Here is a 16,357-nt window from a genome sequence, read left to right as displayed (position 1 = left end):
TCGCCCTACAAGATTTCGCGGTGGAACATACGCTGAATTCAGAGCGTAGGCGCAATTTTTGTACAGAATGTGACATGGTTTTTATCCCACCTGCCCGCTGACGCATTGCGCTACAATCAGGCCTTGCGACCCAGGAGTACGCTGCGATGAGCGAACCGACGTTTGAGCAAAAACAGGATCACTACCACAAGATCCGTCGTTCCAACTACTTGGCCAGCTTGCGGCTGGAAGGGTTCGACACCCAACCGACCGATGTCGACAAGCCCTTGCCGACCCGTGAAGCAGTCCTTGCCAAGTACCGCAACACCTCGCGCTGATGCTCGACAAATACGGGGTGGGCCAGGATCCTTACTGCTATCCCGGTAGCAGCATCCTGCGCAACCGCCTCGACTTGCTCGACGAAACGCTCCTGCACCAGGCCGAGCGAGAATTATCCGAAATCGCCTTAGGCAACCTTCCCCTCTTCCCACCGCCCTACGACCTCGGCCGCCTGCAACACATCCACCGCACCCTGTTCGGAGACATTTACGACTGGGCCGGTGAGCTGCGCAGCGTCAACATCCAGAAAGGCGACACGCTATTCTGCACCCCGGAGCGCATTCCACCGGAAGCAGCGAAAATTATCCGCCACATGGAGCAGGCCAACTGGTATGTCGGTGTGAGCCAAGATGAATTGGTGGTGCAAATTGCCGAAGCCTATGGCGACCTCAACGTCATCCACCCCTTCCGCGAAGGCAACGGCCGCGCACAGCGGATTTTGTTTGAGCAAGTCATCGTGAATGCGGGGTTTTCGGTGAACTGGTGGTTGGTGAAAGATGCAGCGTGGATACCGGCGAATATTGATGCAGTGGCGTGTGATTACCGGGGGTTGGAGGCGATTTTTGAGCGGTGTATCAGTAGGCCTGTCAGCGCTTGATAGAACCGCAAACGGATAAACAATCTGTTTATTGCTCCAAATAACGCTCGCTTTTAAGGTTCGCTCCGTCGCTGCCAACTCAGCGACCGGGCTTGGTCACCCGAAAACAGCACACATAAGTGCCATTACTTGCTCTACGAACGTCTATCGTCTCGTAACACGCTGCCATGGCGGCTGTGTGTGGGACGTCTTCGGACGTGTCGGAGTGCTGTTTCCGGCTGGCCAACCCGCGCACAGTCCGCCACCCATCGTTTGGCCACGGTGATGTCGGTTACCTAACAGCAAACCGAGTACCTTCAAATGCAAATACCTGAAACGATGGATCGCTATCGTCACCTACGCACCAACTTCACCGACACCCACCCTCTCGTCATAGACACCGAAGCCAAAGCCGAAGACATCCAGTCCGCCGCACATCAGCGCATCCGTGCTGCCACCGACTTACTGGAAACCTTCTCCTGCCTGACCTTCGAACACGCCGACCTCAAAGACATTTCCCACATCACCAATGCCCTGTACCTGCTCGTCCAGGATGGCTGTGATTTACTGGAGGCGGCACAGCATGCTCAGCTACAACCTCAACAGCCATACACCTAAGCTGTAACCTTTTGTAGGAGCGAGCTTACCCGCGAAGATCGTCAACGATGACGCGGTAACTCTGTATAACCGTGGCGTACTTGAGCTCTTCGTGAGCAAGCTCGCTCCTACAACTGAACGCGTTAACAACCAAAAATCACTGCCAAGCCAAAAATCCCGGAAAACCCTGTAAGAAACCTCCAAAAGCCGAGACATCCCCTTCCGAAACTGCTTAAAACTCCTGCCCGCCCCTCTACAAAACTCACCTTTCTCTGACTGAAACTAGCGCCCTTTCAACAGCCCCCAGAAAATACCCGTGAACATCGAAAGGACTCAACATATCGGCCATTACGGGGTCACCTTCACGGTGCTACGTTTTGTCGTCTCGCCTGCCAATCACTCTGCACTGACAAACCTCTGCCTGTTGGAAGCAGGTGCGCCTGCAAATGAGGTGCGCCAAAGACTCGTAGATCTCTACAGAAAAATGCTTGCTCGAGATTTACCTTGCAAAATGACTGTTGCTATCTCCAAACCGCTGACCCGGCAACAAGCTGACTTACTCAACATTCGTGGGGAGATCGTTGCAGGATTAATCAGCGGCGCCGTGTCAGCACCAATGAGCCTTGCATCTCCTGCCGCTGGGTTCGCCTCTGGTGCAGCTGCCGGCCTAATTATTAAAGGGGTCATTCGCAGCTATCACGCCGGTGATGTGGTAATCGGCCTCGACGCACAGGTCAACGGCGGAATTGGTCCCCAGCGATCACTGTCGGCCATGGTCCGGCAGTTCCAGGGTGGCTAATGCAATGAATGAATACCTTCAATGGATCAACCTGCTGCCTCTTCTCGCACTGGCCGTCATAGTCGACAGAACAATAAAGAGGCCCTTACTCAGAAGATGGCTTGGACTCTGCCTATTGGTAGCGGGCCCAACGCTTCTGTTATATGCCACCTCCTGGATCAGAGAGGCACAGCTTGAAAGCCTGCCGATAGTCGCCTTCGTGACAGGCATCGGGTTATTGAGCACCCAAAATATCTATTGCAGGGCTAAAACCACTCACCCTTTATTCATCGCCCCAACCTTGAACCTTGCGCCGGGTTTTCCTGATGACCCGCTCATGCTCCATCTCTTGCAAATTTTGCATGAGGGTATCGGTCTGCCCAAACACAAAACCATCTCCCTCGACACGTCAGTCAATCACGATCTCGGGTGTAATCGTGTCGAAGCCAAGCAATTGATGGCATTACTGAAGCTGGATTTCGGTATGAGACTAGGTGACTACAACAGCAACCGCTACTTCAAGCGTCGCGGCTTTGATGCATATTTGCGATATGTGGAAAAAGGCAGCGCGAGAAAGCGCCCTCTAACCATCGAAATGCTCTACCAAGCCGTCAAAGCCAAGTACTGGGACACCCGGAAACTCGAAGCGAAGGCGTACCAGGAACCATGAATTTCTGCCTGCAATTAGTATGTTTTCTCGGGTTCTACCTGTTACTTCATTATCAAATTACTGACTGCCCCCTCAGAATGCCCTTCCTCCCTGTCCTTCGTATTCTTGATAGGTTTGGCACTCTTCATCACCCGAAACAAATACCGCCACCAACGCCCCCCTCACCCATTCCTGCGTGCCCCACCATGAATCTCGCCCCCAACTTCCCCGAAGACCCTGTCATGCAGCAACTCCTGCAACTGCTGCACGAAGAAATCGGCCTACCGAAACACAAGACCCTCCGCCTGCAAACCTCAATCAATTTCGACCTCGACTGCGACGGCAGTGAGGCCAAGCAACTGATGGAAGCACTGGAGCAGGAATTTGCGCTCGACCTGGGCGACTTCGACACTTATCGTTACTTCAACCCGCCGGGGTTTGATGTGTTTCTCAAGCGTCGGGCCAAGGGGCGCGGCGAAAAAGTGCCGCTGACCCTCAGCATGCTCTACCTGGCCATCAAGACCCACAGCTGGGATACGCAGACGCTGGAAAACCTGAGCTAAAACACTAAGGACCTTACATGGACGTAATGATGGGCCTGCTGGCCGCCCTGCTCTGGGGCGGCACGGATTTTCTCGTGGGCCTCAACGCCCGAGCCGTAGGCGTTAAACGCGCGGTGTATTTCGGCCAAGCCCTGGGCTTCCTGATCATGACCCTGCTGCTGGTCATTCTCCCAAGCTTGCTGTTCAAATCCCTGGAAGCTCCACTGAGCATCTGGCTCCTCGGCATCGCCGCCGCCCTGCTCACCGTCTCCGGCGCCCTGGCGCTGTCCAAGGCCTTCGCCCTTGGCAAAGCCGCCATTGTCGCGCCGCTGGTGACGTCCTACGGCGTGGTGACCACCTTGCTGTCCTGGGCCAGCGGTGAGCACATCAGCCTGACACAACTGGGCTGCATCGCCGTGTGCGTGATCGGCGTGATCCTCTCCAGTATCCACAAGGACAACGGCGTCCCCCACAACAACCCACGCCTGTCCATCGCCTACGCCATGCTCGCTGCTTTGCTGTATGGCACCAGCTTCTGGCTCCAAGGCCGCTATACATTGCCGGCGCTGGGGCCGATCACCATGCTGTGGTTGGGTTACCTGGTGGGCCTCTGCGTGCTGGTGATGATGGTGCTTAAGATCAAAGACGGCCTGAAGATCCCGCCGCTGAAAAACTGCGCGACGTTGACCGGGGCAAGCCTGATGAACCTGGGTGGATTCTCGGCGTTTTCGTGGGGGGCAATGGCCGGGTCGGTTTCGGTGGTGACGGTGATCAGTACGTTATCGGGTGGGATTGCGGCGATTTTGGGGTTTGTATTTTTCAAGGAGCGGCTGTCGGCCGTGCAAGTGCTGGGTGTGGTGTTGGTGCTGGTCGGCGCGGTGGTGTTGCACATCGCCGACTAAACCCTGCGCGCACAAAAAAGCCGCCTCTAGAGGCGGCTTTTTCACAACGGCTAAGTCTTACAACTTAGGACCCGCAGCCTTGATCGCATCGCTCACTTCAAACTTCTTGAAGTTCTCAACGAACAGACCCGCCAGCGCCTTCGCCGCTTCGTCGTACGCAGCTTTGTCAGCCCAGGTGTTACGTGGGTTCAACAGGCCTGTATCAACACCCGGTACGGCCAATGGCACGTCCAGGTTAACGGTGTCGAGGTGTTCGGTTTCAGCACCGATCAACGCACCGCTCTGGATCGCTGCGATTACGCCGCGAGTGGTCGGGATGTTGAAGCGTTTGCCGACGCCGTAGCCGCCGCCGGTCCAGCCGGTGTTGACTAGGTAGACCTTGGAGCCGAAGCCGCGGATGCGCTTGATCAGCAGCTCTGCGTATTCGCCGGCCGGGCGCGGGAAGAACGGTGCGCCGAAGCAGGTGGAGAAGGTCGACTTGATGCCGGTGCCGGAACCCATTTCGGTCGAGCCCACCAGAGCAGTGTAGCCGGACAGGAAGTGATAGGCCGCTTGTTCTTCGCTGAGGATCGACACTGGCGGCAGTACGCCGGTCAGGTCACAGGTCAGGAAGATCACCGCGTTTGGCTCACCACCGAGGTTTTTCTCGGAGCGCTTGGCAACGTGTTCCAGCGGGTAGGCGGCGCGGCTGTTCTGGGTAAGGCTGACGTCGGCGTAGTCGGCGTGCTTGGCATCGTCGATTACAACGTTTTCCAGCACGGCACCGTGCTTGATGGCTTTCCAGATAACCGGCTCGTTCTTCTCGGACAGGTCGATGCACTTGGCATAGCAACCACCTTCGATGTTGAACACTACGCCCTCGCCCCAACCGTGTTCGTCGTCACCGATCAGGTAACGGCTTTCGTCGGCGGACAGGGTGGTCTTGCCAGTGCCGGACAGACCAAAGAACAGGGTCACGTCGCCTGCTTCGCCGATGTTGGCGGCGCAGTGCATCGGCAGTACGTCGGCGGCCGGCAGCAGGAAGTTCTGCACCGAGAACATGGCTTTCTTCATTTCACCGGCGTAACGCATGCCGGCGATCAGCACTTTTTTCTGGGCGAAGTTGAGGATCACGCAACCGTCGGAGTTGGTGCCGTCACGCTCTGGCACGCATTCGAAGTTGGCCACGTTGAGTACTTGCCACTCTTCACGGCCGGCCGGGTTGTACTGGGCCGGGTTGATGAACAGGCAACGACCGAACAGGTTCTGCCAGGCAGTCTGGGTGGTCATCTTCACGGCCAGGTAGTGGTCTTGCGCAGCACCTACATGAACGTGGGAAACGAAATGCTCTTGCGCGTTGTTGAATGCCTCGACGCGAGCCCACAGGGCATCGAACTTGTCGGCCGGGAACTTGCGGTTGATCGGGCCCCAGGCAATGGAAGCCTGGGTGGACGGCTCTTCAACGATGAAACGGTCGACCGGCGAACGGCCGGTACGGTGACCGGTACGTACGACCAGCGCGCCGGTATCGGCAAGCTCGCCCTCACCACGGCTCAGGGCTTCTTTAACCAGATCGTCAACACTCAGATCGGTGTATACGGCGTTATTGGCTTGCGTCATGAGGTTCCCCGTCGGCCTAAGGCCGAGTGCTCCGAACGTTTTGTAGTAGAAAGTTGCGCACTACTACCGCGAAAAAAGTGGGCCGGATTATGCCAGAAAAGCCCAAAAAGAGTAGGGCCCTCCCGTCAGAACTGCGCTAATCCGGCGTTTGTCAGGTGATTTACCTGTGCTTAAACGTTTTAGTGGCGGGTATCGGAAGGGGTGTCGATGCCTGCTCCGGCGAACAATTGGGCTACATCAGCCGCATCGAACAGGTAGCGCTGGTTACAGAACTGGCAGTCGATCTCGATATTGCCACCGTGTTCCACCACCAGATTCTGCGCATCTTCCAGGCCCAGGCTGACCAAGGCATTGGCCGAGCGCTCACGCGAGCAACTGCAGCGAAAGCGCAGACCCTGTGCGTCAAATAGACGCACGGCCTCCTCATGGTAGAGGCGGTGCAGGATGGTTTCGTTGTCCAGACCCAGCAGTTCTTCAGCGGTCAGGGTACCGGCCAGGGCGGTCAGCTTGCGCCAGCTATCGGTGCGCTCATCGTCGTCCTTGATGCGGTCAGCCGGCAATTGCTGCAACAGCAGGCCACGGGCGCGCTTGCCATCGGCGTTGAGCCAGAACTTGGTGCCGACTTGCTGGGACATCACGAAATAGTTGGTGAAGCAGTCCGACAGGGTTTCACCGTCGAGGTCGACGATGCCCTGGTAGCGCTGGCCTTCCGTCGGATCGACGGTGATCGCCAGCACGCCGTTGGCCATCAGGTCGCTCAGGGTCGCGTCCGGGGCGATCCGATCGGCGTCGTAACGGGCCAAGCCACGGATTTCACGCTCGCTGGAGCATTCGATCATCAGCATCGGGACCGGGCCTTCGGAACGGGCCTGCAGGATCAGCAAACCGTCGAACTTCATGGTGCCTACCAGCAGCGCCGCCGCCGCCATCAGCTCACCGAGCAGTTGCGCGACCGGCTCCGGATAGGGGTGCTTGGCAAGGACTTCGGCATAGCTGCGCTCCAGCGAGACCAGTTCGCCGCGGGCGTCGCTGTCGTCGAAGATGAAGCGTTGGGTGAAGTCGGTATCCGGTAGATCAGTCATAGGTCTGGGTATCTGAATTGAAGAGTGTTGACGCAAAGATGGTGCAGTTTATGAACAATCCGGGTTTCTTCCAAGCCAAGCGACGGCTCGGGCGATTACCGGTGGCCTCAATCGTCGTTGCCGCTGCCGCGAAACTTGAACAGGTCGCGGCGCTGTTTTTTGCTGGGTTTGCCATCAGTCGTCATGCCCACAGCGCCTGCTTTGCGCATCGCCGCAGCATTTTCGCGTTTGGCGATACTGGCTTCTGTTTCGGTGTACAGCGCCTGCGCCTCGGGCGCGCCACGGCGCACGATGGAAAGTGCCTGGACCACAACGGTCTTTTCATCAAACCCGGTACGAATCTGAAACTCATCACCGACGCGCGGTTCCTTGCCCGGCTTGCAGCGTTCACCGCGATGGTGCACCTTGCCACTCTCGATGGCGGCCTTGGCCAGGGCACGGGTTTTATAGAAGCGCGCAGCCCATAGCCACTTGTCCAAACGGACCTTTTCTTCCTCTTCCTGCTTTTGAGCCACTTGAATTCCTCGCTTTGAAAAATGTCGCAACTTTACCGTTGAAACCCTTCGACGCATAAACCCCAAGGCTCACCTAAGATACGCCAAGCACCACGGGATTTGCGTGACTTTCCCTTACCCCCGATTGATTTCAGAGGCCTGAGAGATATCTGTCGCCATTTCCGGAATATTCTGCGTGAATACCGCGAAATCGGCGCCGAACCCTCGATAAAGGTTTGGGGATTGTCACAATCCATGCGCAGTTGGGCGTTACTGTCCTCGACGACTACGAAACATTTCTGAATGACCGGTTACCCATATTGAAGACATTTGACCATTTGACCGTTGTCGGTCTGCGTGAGTGGGTGGCACTTCCCGACCTGGGAGTGGCTGGCCTGCGCGCGAAGATCGACACCGGTGCCAGCACCTCGAGCCTGCATGCCACCGATATCGAGCCCTTTGAGCGCGACGGTGAGAAGTGGGTGCGCTTTACCGCGCACCTGGGCAGCGTGGTGCAACTGCGTCACCGCCGCTGCGAAGCGCCCCTGGTGACGATGAAAACCATCAAGAGCTCCAACGGCCATGCGCAGGTGCGCTACGTGATCAGCACCACCCTGGCACTGGGTGATCGGGTATGGCGGGTGGAATTCACCCTAGCCTGCCGCAAAGCCATGCGTTACCGCCTGCTGCTCGGCTCCAAAGCGTTGATTGACGGCCAGTTGGTGGTCAATCCCGGTATCAAGTACGTTCAAGACAAGCCGGTGTTCCCGGTCTCTACTATTTCTGCCCCAGGTGCTGCATGAAGATTGCTGTGCTGTCGCGAAACCCGCGTCTGTATTCCACCCGCCGCCTGGTCGAGGCCGGCACCGAACGTGGCCATGAAATGGTGGTGATCGACACGTTGCGTGCCTACATGAACATTGCCAGCCACAAGCCGCAGATCCACTACCGGGGCAAACCGCTGGAGGGGTTTGATGCAGTAATCCCGCGTATCGGCGCTTCGGTGACGTTTTACGGCTGCGCTGTGCTGCGCCAGTTTGAAATGATGGGGGTGTTCCCCCTGAATGAGTCCGTGGCCATCGCGCGCTCGCGGGACAAGCTGCGCTCGCTGCAGTTGCTGTCGCGCCGGGGCATCGGCCTGCCGGTCACCGGTTTCGCCCACTCCCCGGATGACATCCCCGACCTGATCGAAATGGTCAACGGCGCGCCGTTGGTGATCAAGGTACTGGAAGGTACCCAGGGCATCGGTGTGGTGCTGTGCGAGACGGCAACAGCAGCTGAGTCGGTGATCGAGGCCTTTATGGGCCTCAAGCAGAACATCATGGTGCAGGAATACATCAAGGAAGCTGGTGGTGCGGATATCCGCTGCTTCGTGGTGGGCGACAAGGTCATCGCAGCGATGAAACGCCAGGCCAAGCCAGGCGAGTTCCGCTCCAACCTGCACCGTGGCGGCAGCGCCAGCCTTATCAAGATCACCCCGGAAGAACGCATGACCGCGCTGCGGGCGGCCAAAGTGATGGGATTGAGCGTAGCGGGTGTGGATATCTTGCGATCCAACCATGGCCCCCTGGTGATGGAGGTGAATTCATCGCCGGGTCTGGAGGGGATTGAGACCACTACAGGTAAGGATGTCGCGGGGATCATCATTCAGCATCTGGAGAAGAATGGCGGGCCGAATATGACGCGGACGAAGGGCAAGGGATAAGCACTCGGTTAACCCGTGTGGGAGCAGGCAAGCCAGCTCCCACATTTGATTCGTGTTGTTTATCAGACCGCGTCTCTGGGCAACATCAAGCCTAGCGGCAACCGCACGCGCGCTTCCAGGCCACCCTCTTCCCGGTTACGCAATTCAACATTGCCGCCATGCATCGACGCGATCCGCCGAACAATCGCCAAACCCAGGCCAGTGCCCTTTCCACCCCGAGCACGATCGCCACGGGTGAAGGGGTTGAAGATACCTTCCAGCTCCGCCGGGTCGATACCGGCGCCACGGTCCATCACGCTCAACACTACATAGGGCGCGGTGCTGTCGCCTGACACATACGCCGCCACTTCCACATCCGAACCGGCGTGATGCAAGGCGTTGCCAATCAGGTTGTTCAGCAGGCGCTTCATCGACACCCGACGCAACGCAAACGGCTGGATCGGCTCCAGACGCATGCGTACCTGTTCGCCGTTCTGGTTGTAGGGCGCCACTACTTCACGGACCAAATCCGTCAGATCGACTTCCTCCACCACCTCATCACGGCCATCGCGGATAAACGCCAGGAACTGGTCGAGAATCGCGTCCATGTCCTCGATATCACGAACCATGTCGTCAGTCAGGTCGTTATGGTTGCCCATCAACTCAAGTGAAAGCCGCAATCGCGTCAGCGGCGTGCGCAGATCATGGGACACGCCCGCCAGCATCAGCTCGCGCTCGCGCCCCGCCTGTTCGACATCCTCCGCCATCTGGTTGAACGCGCCATACACCTCAGTCATCTCGCTGGGCGTATCGCTGACCGGCAGGCGCACACTGCGCCCTTGCCCCAATTGGCGTGCAGCAAACACCAGGCGTTTAAGCGGTTGATTGAGTTGGCGCACGAAAATCCATGCAGATGCCGTTGAAAGCAGCCCGATGGCCAGGAACCAGCCCAGCACGTTCCAGATCTTCTGCCCTCGCAACGGGTGCGGATACAACGGCACTTTCAGCCAATCCTGCCCCAGGCTCGGCGCTCGCACCCACAACGCGGGGGACACGTGCATGCGCAGGCGCACCTCGGTGTCTTCGCCCAACTCGGCCTGCATCTGGCGCTGGTAAATCTCACTGTAGGGCCAATGCTGCTCGCCCTCCGGCACGCCCGCCCCGGCTACACGAACCAGTGTGGCGGCCTTGGCGATCTTCTCGCGATTCTCAGGGTCTGCAGCCCAATAAGCCCGCAGCGTCAGGGCAACGCCGTGGCTGTACTGTCGATCCACCAGCACGTCTTCGTTCATCAGCAGATAAACCAGCGTGAGCGCCTTGGAAAACAGAACGACGATCAGCACCAGCCAAAGGGTGCGAGAGAAGAAACTTTGTGGGAACCACAGCGGGGTTTTCATAGGAGACAGCTAGACACCTTACAAGAACGAGCGGCGCTCGCAGAATTGCAGACGCCGGGCAGCCCGTCGACTCTCATGGAGCCAAACGCCGGGATGCCCGTGCCTGCAAAACATCGGTCACTTGGTTGCAGTGCCATCCGGCACAAACACATAACCCACGCCCCACACCGTCTGGATATACCGCGGCTTGGACGGGTCCGGTTCGATCATCCGGCGCAGACGGGAAATCTGCACGTCGATGGAGCGCTCCAGGGCGTCCCACTCACGGCCACGGGCCAGGTTCATCAGCTTGTCGCGGGTCAGCGGCTGGCGAGCATTCATTACCAGAGCCTTGAGCACGGCAAACTCGCCGGTGGTCAACATGTGCACTTCTTCGCCACGCTTGAGCTCACGGGTCGCCAGCGACAGTTCGTAGTCGCCAAAGGTGACGCTTTCGTCTTCGCTGCCTGGCGCGCCGGGTACTGGAGCAGCCTGGCGACGTAATACGGCTTTGACCCGGGCCATCAACTCATCAGGGTTGAACGGTTTGGCCAGGTAGTCATCAGCGCCCAATTCGAGGCCCTTGATGCGGCTCAGTTCATCGCCCTTGGCGGTGAGCATGATGATTGGAATCTGGTTGTTCGCGCCGCGCAGGCGTTTGCAGGCGGTCAGGCCGTCTTCGCCAGGCAACATCAGGTCGAGCACGACCAGGTTGAACACTTCGCGCCCCAACAGGCGGTCCATCTGCTCGGTGTTTGGCACCGCGCGGGCACGGTAGCCCTTGGAGTTGAAGAAACGCTCCAGCAGGCTGCTCAGCCCCGGATCGTCGTCAACGATGAGAATTTTTTCGCCTTCAGCAGTTTGTGCAGTGCTGCTCATTAGATGCTCCTCTTATCTCGGCGCGCATTATGGCGTAGCTGCCGTTATACGCACCGTGTGCATTGTTAGCAGATTTTTCCTCCAGTGCCAGTCAACCCGCGCCCTACAACCATCGGCAAGGTCCCCCCAAGGGCAGAACGCTGGTTATAATGCGGCGCCTTTGTGCAGGGCGACATCAGATATTTCCCGTTCACTGCACGGCTTTTTTTCACCCGTTCTCCGTGACTTTTTCGATTTCGAGGGTCAATAGGCTGCCTCTTGACCCAGGCAGCGGCGCCAGTCGGGCCGCTCAACCAGCCTTGCAAGGCCTTGTTTTCCGGGCCTGCGAGCTGCTTTCAGAATTTCAGGTGGTTTTATGGACAGCATCAACAGCCGCATCGCCGAGGAACTCGGTGTACGCCCGCAACAGGTCGAAGCGGCCGTCGCTCTACTGGATGAGGGCTCCACGGTGCCTTTCATCGCCCGTTACCGTAAAGAAGTGACCGGCAGCCTCGACGATATCCAATTGCGTCACCTGGAAGAGCGTCTGCGCTACCTGCGAGAACTCGACGAACGGCGCATCAGCATCCTCGCCAGCATCGAAGAACAGGGCAAGTTGACCCCACAACTTGAACGCGACATCAAGCTCGCCGACACCAAGACCCGCCTCGAAGACCTTTACCTGCCCTACAAACAGAAACGCCGCACCAAGGGCCAGATCGCCCTGGAAGCCGGCCTGGGTGACTTGGCCGATGGTTTGTTCAACGACCCATCGCTGACCCCGGACACTGAAGCCGCACGCTTCATCGACGCAGAAAAAGGTGTCGCCGACGTCAAGGCCGCGCTCGAAGGCGCCAAGTACATCCTGATGGAGCGCTTCGCCGAAAACGCCAGCCTGCTGGAAAAACTGCGTACGTACCTGAAGCAGGAAGCCACCCTCAGCGCCCGCGTGATCGCCGGCAAAGAGGAAGAAGGCGCCAAGTTCCGCGACTATTTCGAACACGACGAACCGCTCAAGAGCATGCCGTCCCACCGTGCGCTCGCCATTTTCCGTGGCCGCAACGAGGGCATTCTCAGCTCCGCGCTGAAAGTCGGCGACGAGCTGCCGGGCACCATGCACCCGTGCGAAGGCATGATCGGTCAACAATTCGGCATCCAGAATCAGAACCGTCCTGCGGACAAGTGGCTCGGTGAAGTCGTGCGCTGGACCTGGAAGGTCAAGCTCTACACTCACCTGGAAACCGACCTGCTCGGCGAGCTGCGCGACGGCGCCGAAACCGAGGCGATCAACGTCTTCGCCCATAACTTGCACGACCTGCTGCTGGCGGCGCCGGCCGGCCCGCGCGCAACCCTGGGCCTCGACCCGGGCCTGCGCACCGGCTGCAAGGTCGCCGTGGTCGACGCCACCGGCAAGCTGCTGGACCACGCGACGGTTTACCCGCACGTGCCGCATAACAAGTGGGACCAGACCCTCGCGATCCTGGCCGCTCTGTGCGCCAAGCACGCGGTAGACCTGATCGCTATCGGCAACGGCACCGCCAGCCGTGAAACCGACAAGCTGGCCGCTGAACTGATCAAAAAATACCCAGCTATGAAGATGACCAAAGTCATGGTCTCCGAGGCCGGCGCTTCGGTGTACTCGGCGTCGGAGCTGGCTTCCAAGGAATTCCCGGACCTCGACGTGTCGATCCGTGGCGCGGTATCCATCGCCCGCCGCCTGCAGGACCCACTGGCCGAGCTGGTGAAGATTGACCCGAAATCCATCGGTGTCGGCCAGTACCAGCACGACGTGTCGCAGCTGAAACTGGCGCGCGGCCTGGATGCAGTGGTGGAAGACTGCGTGAACAAGGTCGGCGTGGATGTGAACACTGCCTCGGTCGCGCTGCTGGCCCGTATCTCTGGCCTCAACACCACCCTGGCGCAGAACATCGTCACCCATCGCGACGAAAACGGTGCGTTCAAGACCCGCGCCGCGCTGAAAAAAGTCGCACGCCTGGGTGAAAAGACCTTCGAACAAGCCGCTGGCTTCCTACGTGTGATGAACGGCGACAACCCGCTGGATTCTTCGGCCGTTCACCCGGAAGCCTACCCGCTGGTGCAGCGTATTGCCGCCGAGACCGACCGCGACATCCGCTCGCTGATCGGCGACGCCGCGTTCCTCAAGCGCCTGGACCCAAAGAAGTACACCGACGAAACCTTCGGCGTTCCGACCATCACCGACATCCTGCAAGAGTTGGAAAAACCCGGCCGCGACCCGCGCCCCGAGTTCAAGACTGCGGAGTTCCAGGACGGCGTCGAAGACCTCAAGGACCTGCAACTGGGCATGATCCTCGAAGGTGTGGTCACCAACGTGACCAACTTCGGTGCTTTTGTGGACATCGGCGTGCATCAGGACGGTTTGGTACATATCTCTGCGCTTTCGGAGAAATTCATCAAGGACCCTCGCGAAGCGGTGAAAGCCGGTGACGTGGTCAAGGTCAAGGTCATGGAAGTCGACATCCCACGCAAACGCGTAGGCCTGTCGATGCGCATGAGCGACACCCCCGGCGAGAAAATCGACGGTGCCCGTGGTGCACGCCCAGGCTCAGCGCCTCGCCAGTCGCAGAACCGCTCCGAAAACAGCGCACCGCGCAAAGAAACAGCGACAGCTGCCCCGAGCAATAACGCCATGGCGTCGTTGTTCGCCAATGCCAAACAGCTGAAGAAACGCTGATGGAGATCCCAGCCGGTTTGACCCAGAGCGCGTTCAGCGAACTGATCGGCTGCCGCCTGCAACGCCTGGACGAGGGCGTTGCCGAGGTGGCCCTGACCCTGGAGCCGCAATTGCGCAACCGCGCGGGCAAGCTCCATGGCGGGGCGATTTTCAGTCTGGTGGACATTACGATGGGGCTGGCCTGCTCCAGCTCCCATGGTTTCGACCAGCAGAGCGCGACTATCGAGTGCAAAATCAACTACATCCGCGCCGTGTCTGACGGTGATGTGCTATGCACCAGCCGGGTGATTCATGCCGGTCGTCGCACGCTGGTGGTCGAGGCGGACGTGTATCAAGACGAAAGACTTGTCGCAAAAGCACAGGGCACCTTCGCTGTCCTATAGCTCCTCACCCTCGATTTGAGTTAATTTCGGCGCTGCAATAACAGCGTCGGAATTTTCTTGCTGCGCTATAGCCCAATTCATGGAGTGAAGTAGGCTTTTTCAAAGCGGGTCAAATCGACTCAAAACCAGGCGATAACGCCAGTTTTAACTTCACCCTTGTAGACCGTCCTGCCCACCCCCATATTGGGGCGACTGACGCGTGAAGGAATCCAACTTGAGCGAACTTCTCAACCGCCGCCTGGCCCTGCTCGGCAAGCGCGAACACCTCTCCCTGCTAGAGCAGTGCTTGCACGGCATCGAGCGCGAATGCCTGCGCGTCACCGGTGAGGGTCGCCTGGCGCAAACGCCGCACCCTGAAGCCCTGGGCGCCGCGTTGACCCACGAACAGATCACCACCGACTACTCGGAATCGCTGCTGGAGTTCATTACCCCAGCCCTGCCCAACCCGGCCGATACCCTGAGCAGCCTGGACAAGATCCATCGCTTTGCCTACAGCAAGCTTGGCAGCGAATACCTGTGGAGCCCCTCGATGCCGTGCCCGTTGCCGGCCGAGGAAGACATTCCGATCGCCTACTACGGCACTTCCAATATCGGACAGCTCAAGTACGTGTACCGCAAGGGCCTGGCCCTGCGTTACGGCAAGACCATGCAGTGCATCGCAGGCATCCACTACAACTTCTCACTGCCGGAACAGTTGTGGCCGCTGCTCAAGGAGACTGAAGGGTTTGTCGGCACCGACCGCGACTACCAGTCTTGCGCCTATATCGCGCTGATCCGCAACTTCCGTCGCTACAGCTGGCTGCTGATGTACCTGTTTGGCGCCTCACCGGCCCTGGACGCGGGTTTCCTGCGCGGCCGCTCACACCAACTGGAAGTGCTGGACGCCGACACCCTGTACCTGCCGTACGCCACCAGCCTGCGCATGAGTGACCTGGGCTACCAAAGTAATGCCCAGGCCGGCCTCACGCCTTGCTACAACGATTTAAACAGTTACACCGACAGCCTGCGCGAAGCGGTAGCAACGCCCTACGCGCCGTACGTCGAAGTCGGCACCCACAAGGACGGTGAGTGGGTGCAGCTCAACACCAACATCCTGCAGATCGAAAACGAGTACTACTCCAACATTCGCCCCAAGCGCGTGACCTACACCGGCGAGCGACCGATCCAGGCGCTGATGGCCCGTGGCATCCAGTACATCGAAGTGCGCTGCCTGGACATCAACCCGTTCCTGCCGATGGGTATCGACCTGCCGGAATCGCGCTTCCTCGACGCGTTCCTGCTGTATTGCGCGTTGAACGATAGCCCGCAACTGGCCGACAACGAGTGCGGTAACGCCACATCCAACTTCCTCAGCGTAGTCAAGGAAGGCCGCCGTCCGGGCCTGCAATTGCAGCGTCAGGGGCAGCCTGTGGACCTGAAGGAATGGGCGGCCGAGTTGCTGGAGAAGATTGCACCGTTGGCTGCCCTGCTCGATGAGAGCCATGGTATTCAGGAACACAGCCAGGCGTTGGACGCTCAGTTGGCGAAGGTCAAGGACCCGTCCCTGACGCCTTCGGCCCAAGTGTTGGCGGCGATGAGTGAGCGTAAAGAGAGTTTTGCGCAGTTCTCCCTGCATCAAAGCCAGGTGCATGCCGAGCATTTCCGTAAAGAGCCTTTGCCGGCCGAAGAGCAAGCGCGCTTTGAAGAACTGGCGCGTAATTCGCTGGCGCAACAGGCTGAGCTGGAACAGAACGAAGTGGGTGACTTTGACGTGTTTGTTGGCTCCTACCAAGCCAGCATCCTCTCCATCAGTAACTGACACCCAA

17 protein-coding genes are annotated in these 16,357 nt (G+C 58.8%); 12 read left to right on the top strand and 5 right to left on the bottom strand.

Features of this window, described 5'->3' with window-relative positions:
- Positions 1-146: 146 nt before the first annotated feature.
- The 7 genes from BFL40_RS33525 (at position 147) to BFL40_RS00445 (ending at position 4,363) form a co-directional block, all read left to right on the top strand.
- Positions 147-317: a YhfG family protein gene (locus tag BFL40_RS33525; protein ID WP_139213517.1), complete on the top strand. Its 171-nt coding sequence runs from the start codon at positions 147-149 to the stop codon at positions 315-317.
- Positions 317-916, top strand: a complete 600-nt coding sequence (locus tag BFL40_RS00470) for a putative adenosine monophosphate-protein transferase Fic (protein WP_071482561.1) — start codon at positions 317-319, stop codon at positions 914-916. The genes BFL40_RS33525 and BFL40_RS00470 overlap by 1 nt, the downstream gene beginning before the upstream one ends.
- A gap of 300 nt (positions 917-1,216) precedes the next feature.
- Positions 1,217-1,513, top strand: coding sequence for a hypothetical protein (locus tag BFL40_RS00465; RefSeq protein ID WP_071482560.1), 297 nt, complete (start codon positions 1,217-1,219; stop codon positions 1,511-1,513).
- 295 nt (positions 1,514-1,808) lie between these two features.
- Positions 1,809-2,291 carry a hypothetical protein gene (locus BFL40_RS00460; protein WP_071482559.1) on the top strand — a complete coding sequence of 161 codons (483 nt, stop codon included), beginning with the start codon at positions 1,809-1,811 and terminating at the stop codon, positions 2,289-2,291.
- A gap of 4 nt (positions 2,292-2,295) precedes the next feature.
- On the top strand, positions 2,296-2,940 hold the full coding sequence (locus BFL40_RS32660) for a DUF1493 family protein (RefSeq protein ID WP_074851658.1): 645 nt from the start codon (positions 2,296-2,298) through the stop codon (positions 2,938-2,940).
- A 185-nt stretch (positions 2,941-3,125) separates the two neighbouring features.
- Positions 3,126-3,482 carry a DUF1493 family protein gene (locus tag BFL40_RS00450; protein ID WP_071482558.1) on the top strand — a complete coding sequence of 119 codons (357 nt, stop codon included), beginning with the start codon at positions 3,126-3,128 and terminating at the stop codon, positions 3,480-3,482.
- 17 nt (positions 3,483-3,499) lie between these two features.
- Entirely contained in the window at positions 3,500-4,363 is an 864-nt protein-coding gene (locus BFL40_RS00445; RefSeq protein ID WP_235864707.1) for an EamA family transporter, read from the top strand.
- A 57-nt stretch (positions 4,364-4,420) separates the two neighbouring features.
- Here BFL40_RS00445 and BFL40_RS00440 read toward each other — a convergent pair whose 3' ends face one another.
- The 3 genes from BFL40_RS00440 to BFL40_RS00430 all read right to left on the bottom strand — a co-directional run bounded on the left by BFL40_RS00440 (position 4,421) and on the right by BFL40_RS00430 (position 7,559).
- Positions 4,421-5,962 carry a phosphoenolpyruvate carboxykinase gene (locus BFL40_RS00440; RefSeq protein ID WP_071482557.1) on the bottom strand — a complete coding sequence of 514 codons (1,542 nt, stop codon included), beginning with the start codon at positions 5,960-5,962 and terminating at the stop codon, positions 4,421-4,423.
- Positions 5,963-6,141: 179 nt separating this feature from the next.
- A complete protein-coding gene (gene hslO / locus BFL40_RS00435; protein ID WP_071482556.1) occupies positions 6,142-7,044 on the bottom strand; it encodes an Hsp33 family molecular chaperone HslO in 903 nt (300 codons plus the stop codon).
- 107 nt (positions 7,045-7,151) lie between these two features.
- Positions 7,152-7,559, bottom strand: a complete 408-nt coding sequence (locus BFL40_RS00430) for an RNA-binding S4 domain-containing protein (RefSeq protein ID WP_071482555.1) — start codon at positions 7,557-7,559, stop codon at positions 7,152-7,154.
- Between the two features lie 299 nt (positions 7,560-7,858).
- Here BFL40_RS00430 and rimB point away from each other — a divergent pair, with 299 nt between their 5' ends.
- Complete coding sequence (rimB, locus tag BFL40_RS00425) at positions 7,859-8,341, top strand: retropepsin-like aspartic endopeptidase RimB (RefSeq protein ID WP_032884940.1); 483 nt, start codon at positions 7,859-7,861, stop codon at positions 8,339-8,341.
- Positions 8,338-9,243, top strand: a complete 906-nt coding sequence (gene rimK / locus BFL40_RS00420; protein ID WP_003187674.1) for a 30S ribosomal protein S6--L-glutamate ligase — start codon at positions 8,338-8,340, stop codon at positions 9,241-9,243. The genes rimB and rimK overlap by 4 nt, the downstream gene beginning before the upstream one ends.
- A 62-nt stretch (positions 9,244-9,305) precedes the next feature.
- On the opposite strand, the gene BFL40_RS00415 is transcribed toward rimK, so the two are convergent.
- Together BFL40_RS00415 and ompR are read right to left on the bottom strand one after the other, a co-directional pair.
- Positions 9,306-10,619 carry an ATP-binding protein gene (locus BFL40_RS00415; RefSeq protein WP_071482554.1) on the bottom strand — a complete coding sequence of 438 codons (1,314 nt, stop codon included), beginning with the start codon at positions 10,617-10,619 and terminating at the stop codon, positions 9,306-9,308.
- A 117-nt stretch (positions 10,620-10,736) separates the two neighbouring features.
- Entirely contained in the window at positions 10,737-11,477 is a 741-nt protein-coding gene (gene ompR / locus BFL40_RS00410; RefSeq protein WP_053255745.1) for an osmolarity response regulator transcription factor OmpR, read from the bottom strand.
- A 355-nt stretch (positions 11,478-11,832) separates the two neighbouring features.
- On the opposite strand from ompR, the gene BFL40_RS00405 reads away from it, so the two are divergent.
- The 3 genes from BFL40_RS00405 (at position 11,833) to gshA (ending at position 16,350) form a co-directional block, all read left to right on the top strand.
- Positions 11,833-14,169: a Tex family protein gene (locus BFL40_RS00405; RefSeq protein ID WP_071482553.1), complete on the top strand. Its 2,337-nt coding sequence runs from the start codon at positions 11,833-11,835 to the stop codon at positions 14,167-14,169.
- Positions 14,169-14,552: a PaaI family thioesterase gene (locus BFL40_RS00400; RefSeq protein ID WP_071482552.1), complete on the top strand. Its 384-nt coding sequence runs from the start codon at positions 14,169-14,171 to the stop codon at positions 14,550-14,552. Before BFL40_RS00405 ends, BFL40_RS00400 begins: the two co-directional genes overlap by 1 nt.
- 214 nt (positions 14,553-14,766) lie before the next feature.
- Positions 14,767-16,350 (top strand): glutamate--cysteine ligase, encoded by a 1,584-nt coding sequence (gene gshA / locus BFL40_RS00395; RefSeq protein WP_071482551.1) that lies wholly within the window; start codon positions 14,767-14,769, stop codon positions 16,348-16,350.
- Positions 16,351-16,357 lie beyond the last annotated feature (7 nt).

This window comes from Pseudomonas costantinii (assembly GCF_001870435.1).
Taxonomy (GTDB): Bacteria; Pseudomonadota; Gammaproteobacteria; order Pseudomonadales; family Pseudomonadaceae; genus Aquipseudomonas; species Aquipseudomonas costantinii.
This window is presented reverse-complemented; position numbering and strand designations above follow the sequence as displayed.

Coding starts and splice junctions, on each gene's coding strand:
- BFL40_RS33525 (WP_139213517.1), top strand. CDS start 147: ATGAGCGAACCGACGTTTGAGCAAAAACAGGATCACTACCACAAGATC.
- BFL40_RS00470 (WP_071482561.1), top strand. CDS start 317: ATGCTCGACAAATACGGGGTGGGCCAGGATCCTTACTGCTATCCCGGT.
- BFL40_RS00465 (WP_071482560.1), top strand. CDS start 1,217: ATGCAAATACCTGAAACGATGGATCGCTATCGTCACCTACGCACCAAC.
- BFL40_RS32660 (WP_074851658.1), top strand. CDS start 2,296: ATGAATGAATACCTTCAATGGATCAACCTGCTGCCTCTTCTCGCACTG.
- BFL40_RS00450 (WP_071482558.1), top strand. CDS start 3,126: ATGAATCTCGCCCCCAACTTCCCCGAAGACCCTGTCATGCAGCAACTC.
- BFL40_RS00445 (WP_235864707.1), top strand. CDS start 3,500: ATGGACGTAATGATGGGCCTGCTGGCCGCCCTGCTCTGGGGCGGCACG.
- BFL40_RS00440 (WP_071482557.1), bottom strand. CDS start 5,962: ATGACGCAAGCCAATAACGCCGTATACACCGATCTGAGTGTTGACGAT.
- hslO (WP_071482556.1), bottom strand. CDS start 7,044: ATGACTGATCTACCGGATACCGACTTCACCCAACGCTTCATCTTCGAC.
- rimK (WP_003187674.1), top strand. CDS start 8,338: ATGAAGATTGCTGTGCTGTCGCGAAACCCGCGTCTGTATTCCACCCGC.
- BFL40_RS00415 (WP_071482554.1), bottom strand. CDS start 10,619: ATGAAAACCCCGCTGTGGTTCCCACAAAGTTTCTTCTCTCGCACCCTT.
- ompR (WP_053255745.1), bottom strand. CDS start 11,477: ATGAGCAGCACTGCACAAACTGCTGAAGGCGAAAAAATTCTCATCGTT.
- BFL40_RS00405 (WP_071482553.1), top strand. CDS start 11,833: ATGGACAGCATCAACAGCCGCATCGCCGAGGAACTCGGTGTACGCCCG.
- BFL40_RS00400 (WP_071482552.1), top strand. CDS start 14,169: ATGGAGATCCCAGCCGGTTTGACCCAGAGCGCGTTCAGCGAACTGATC.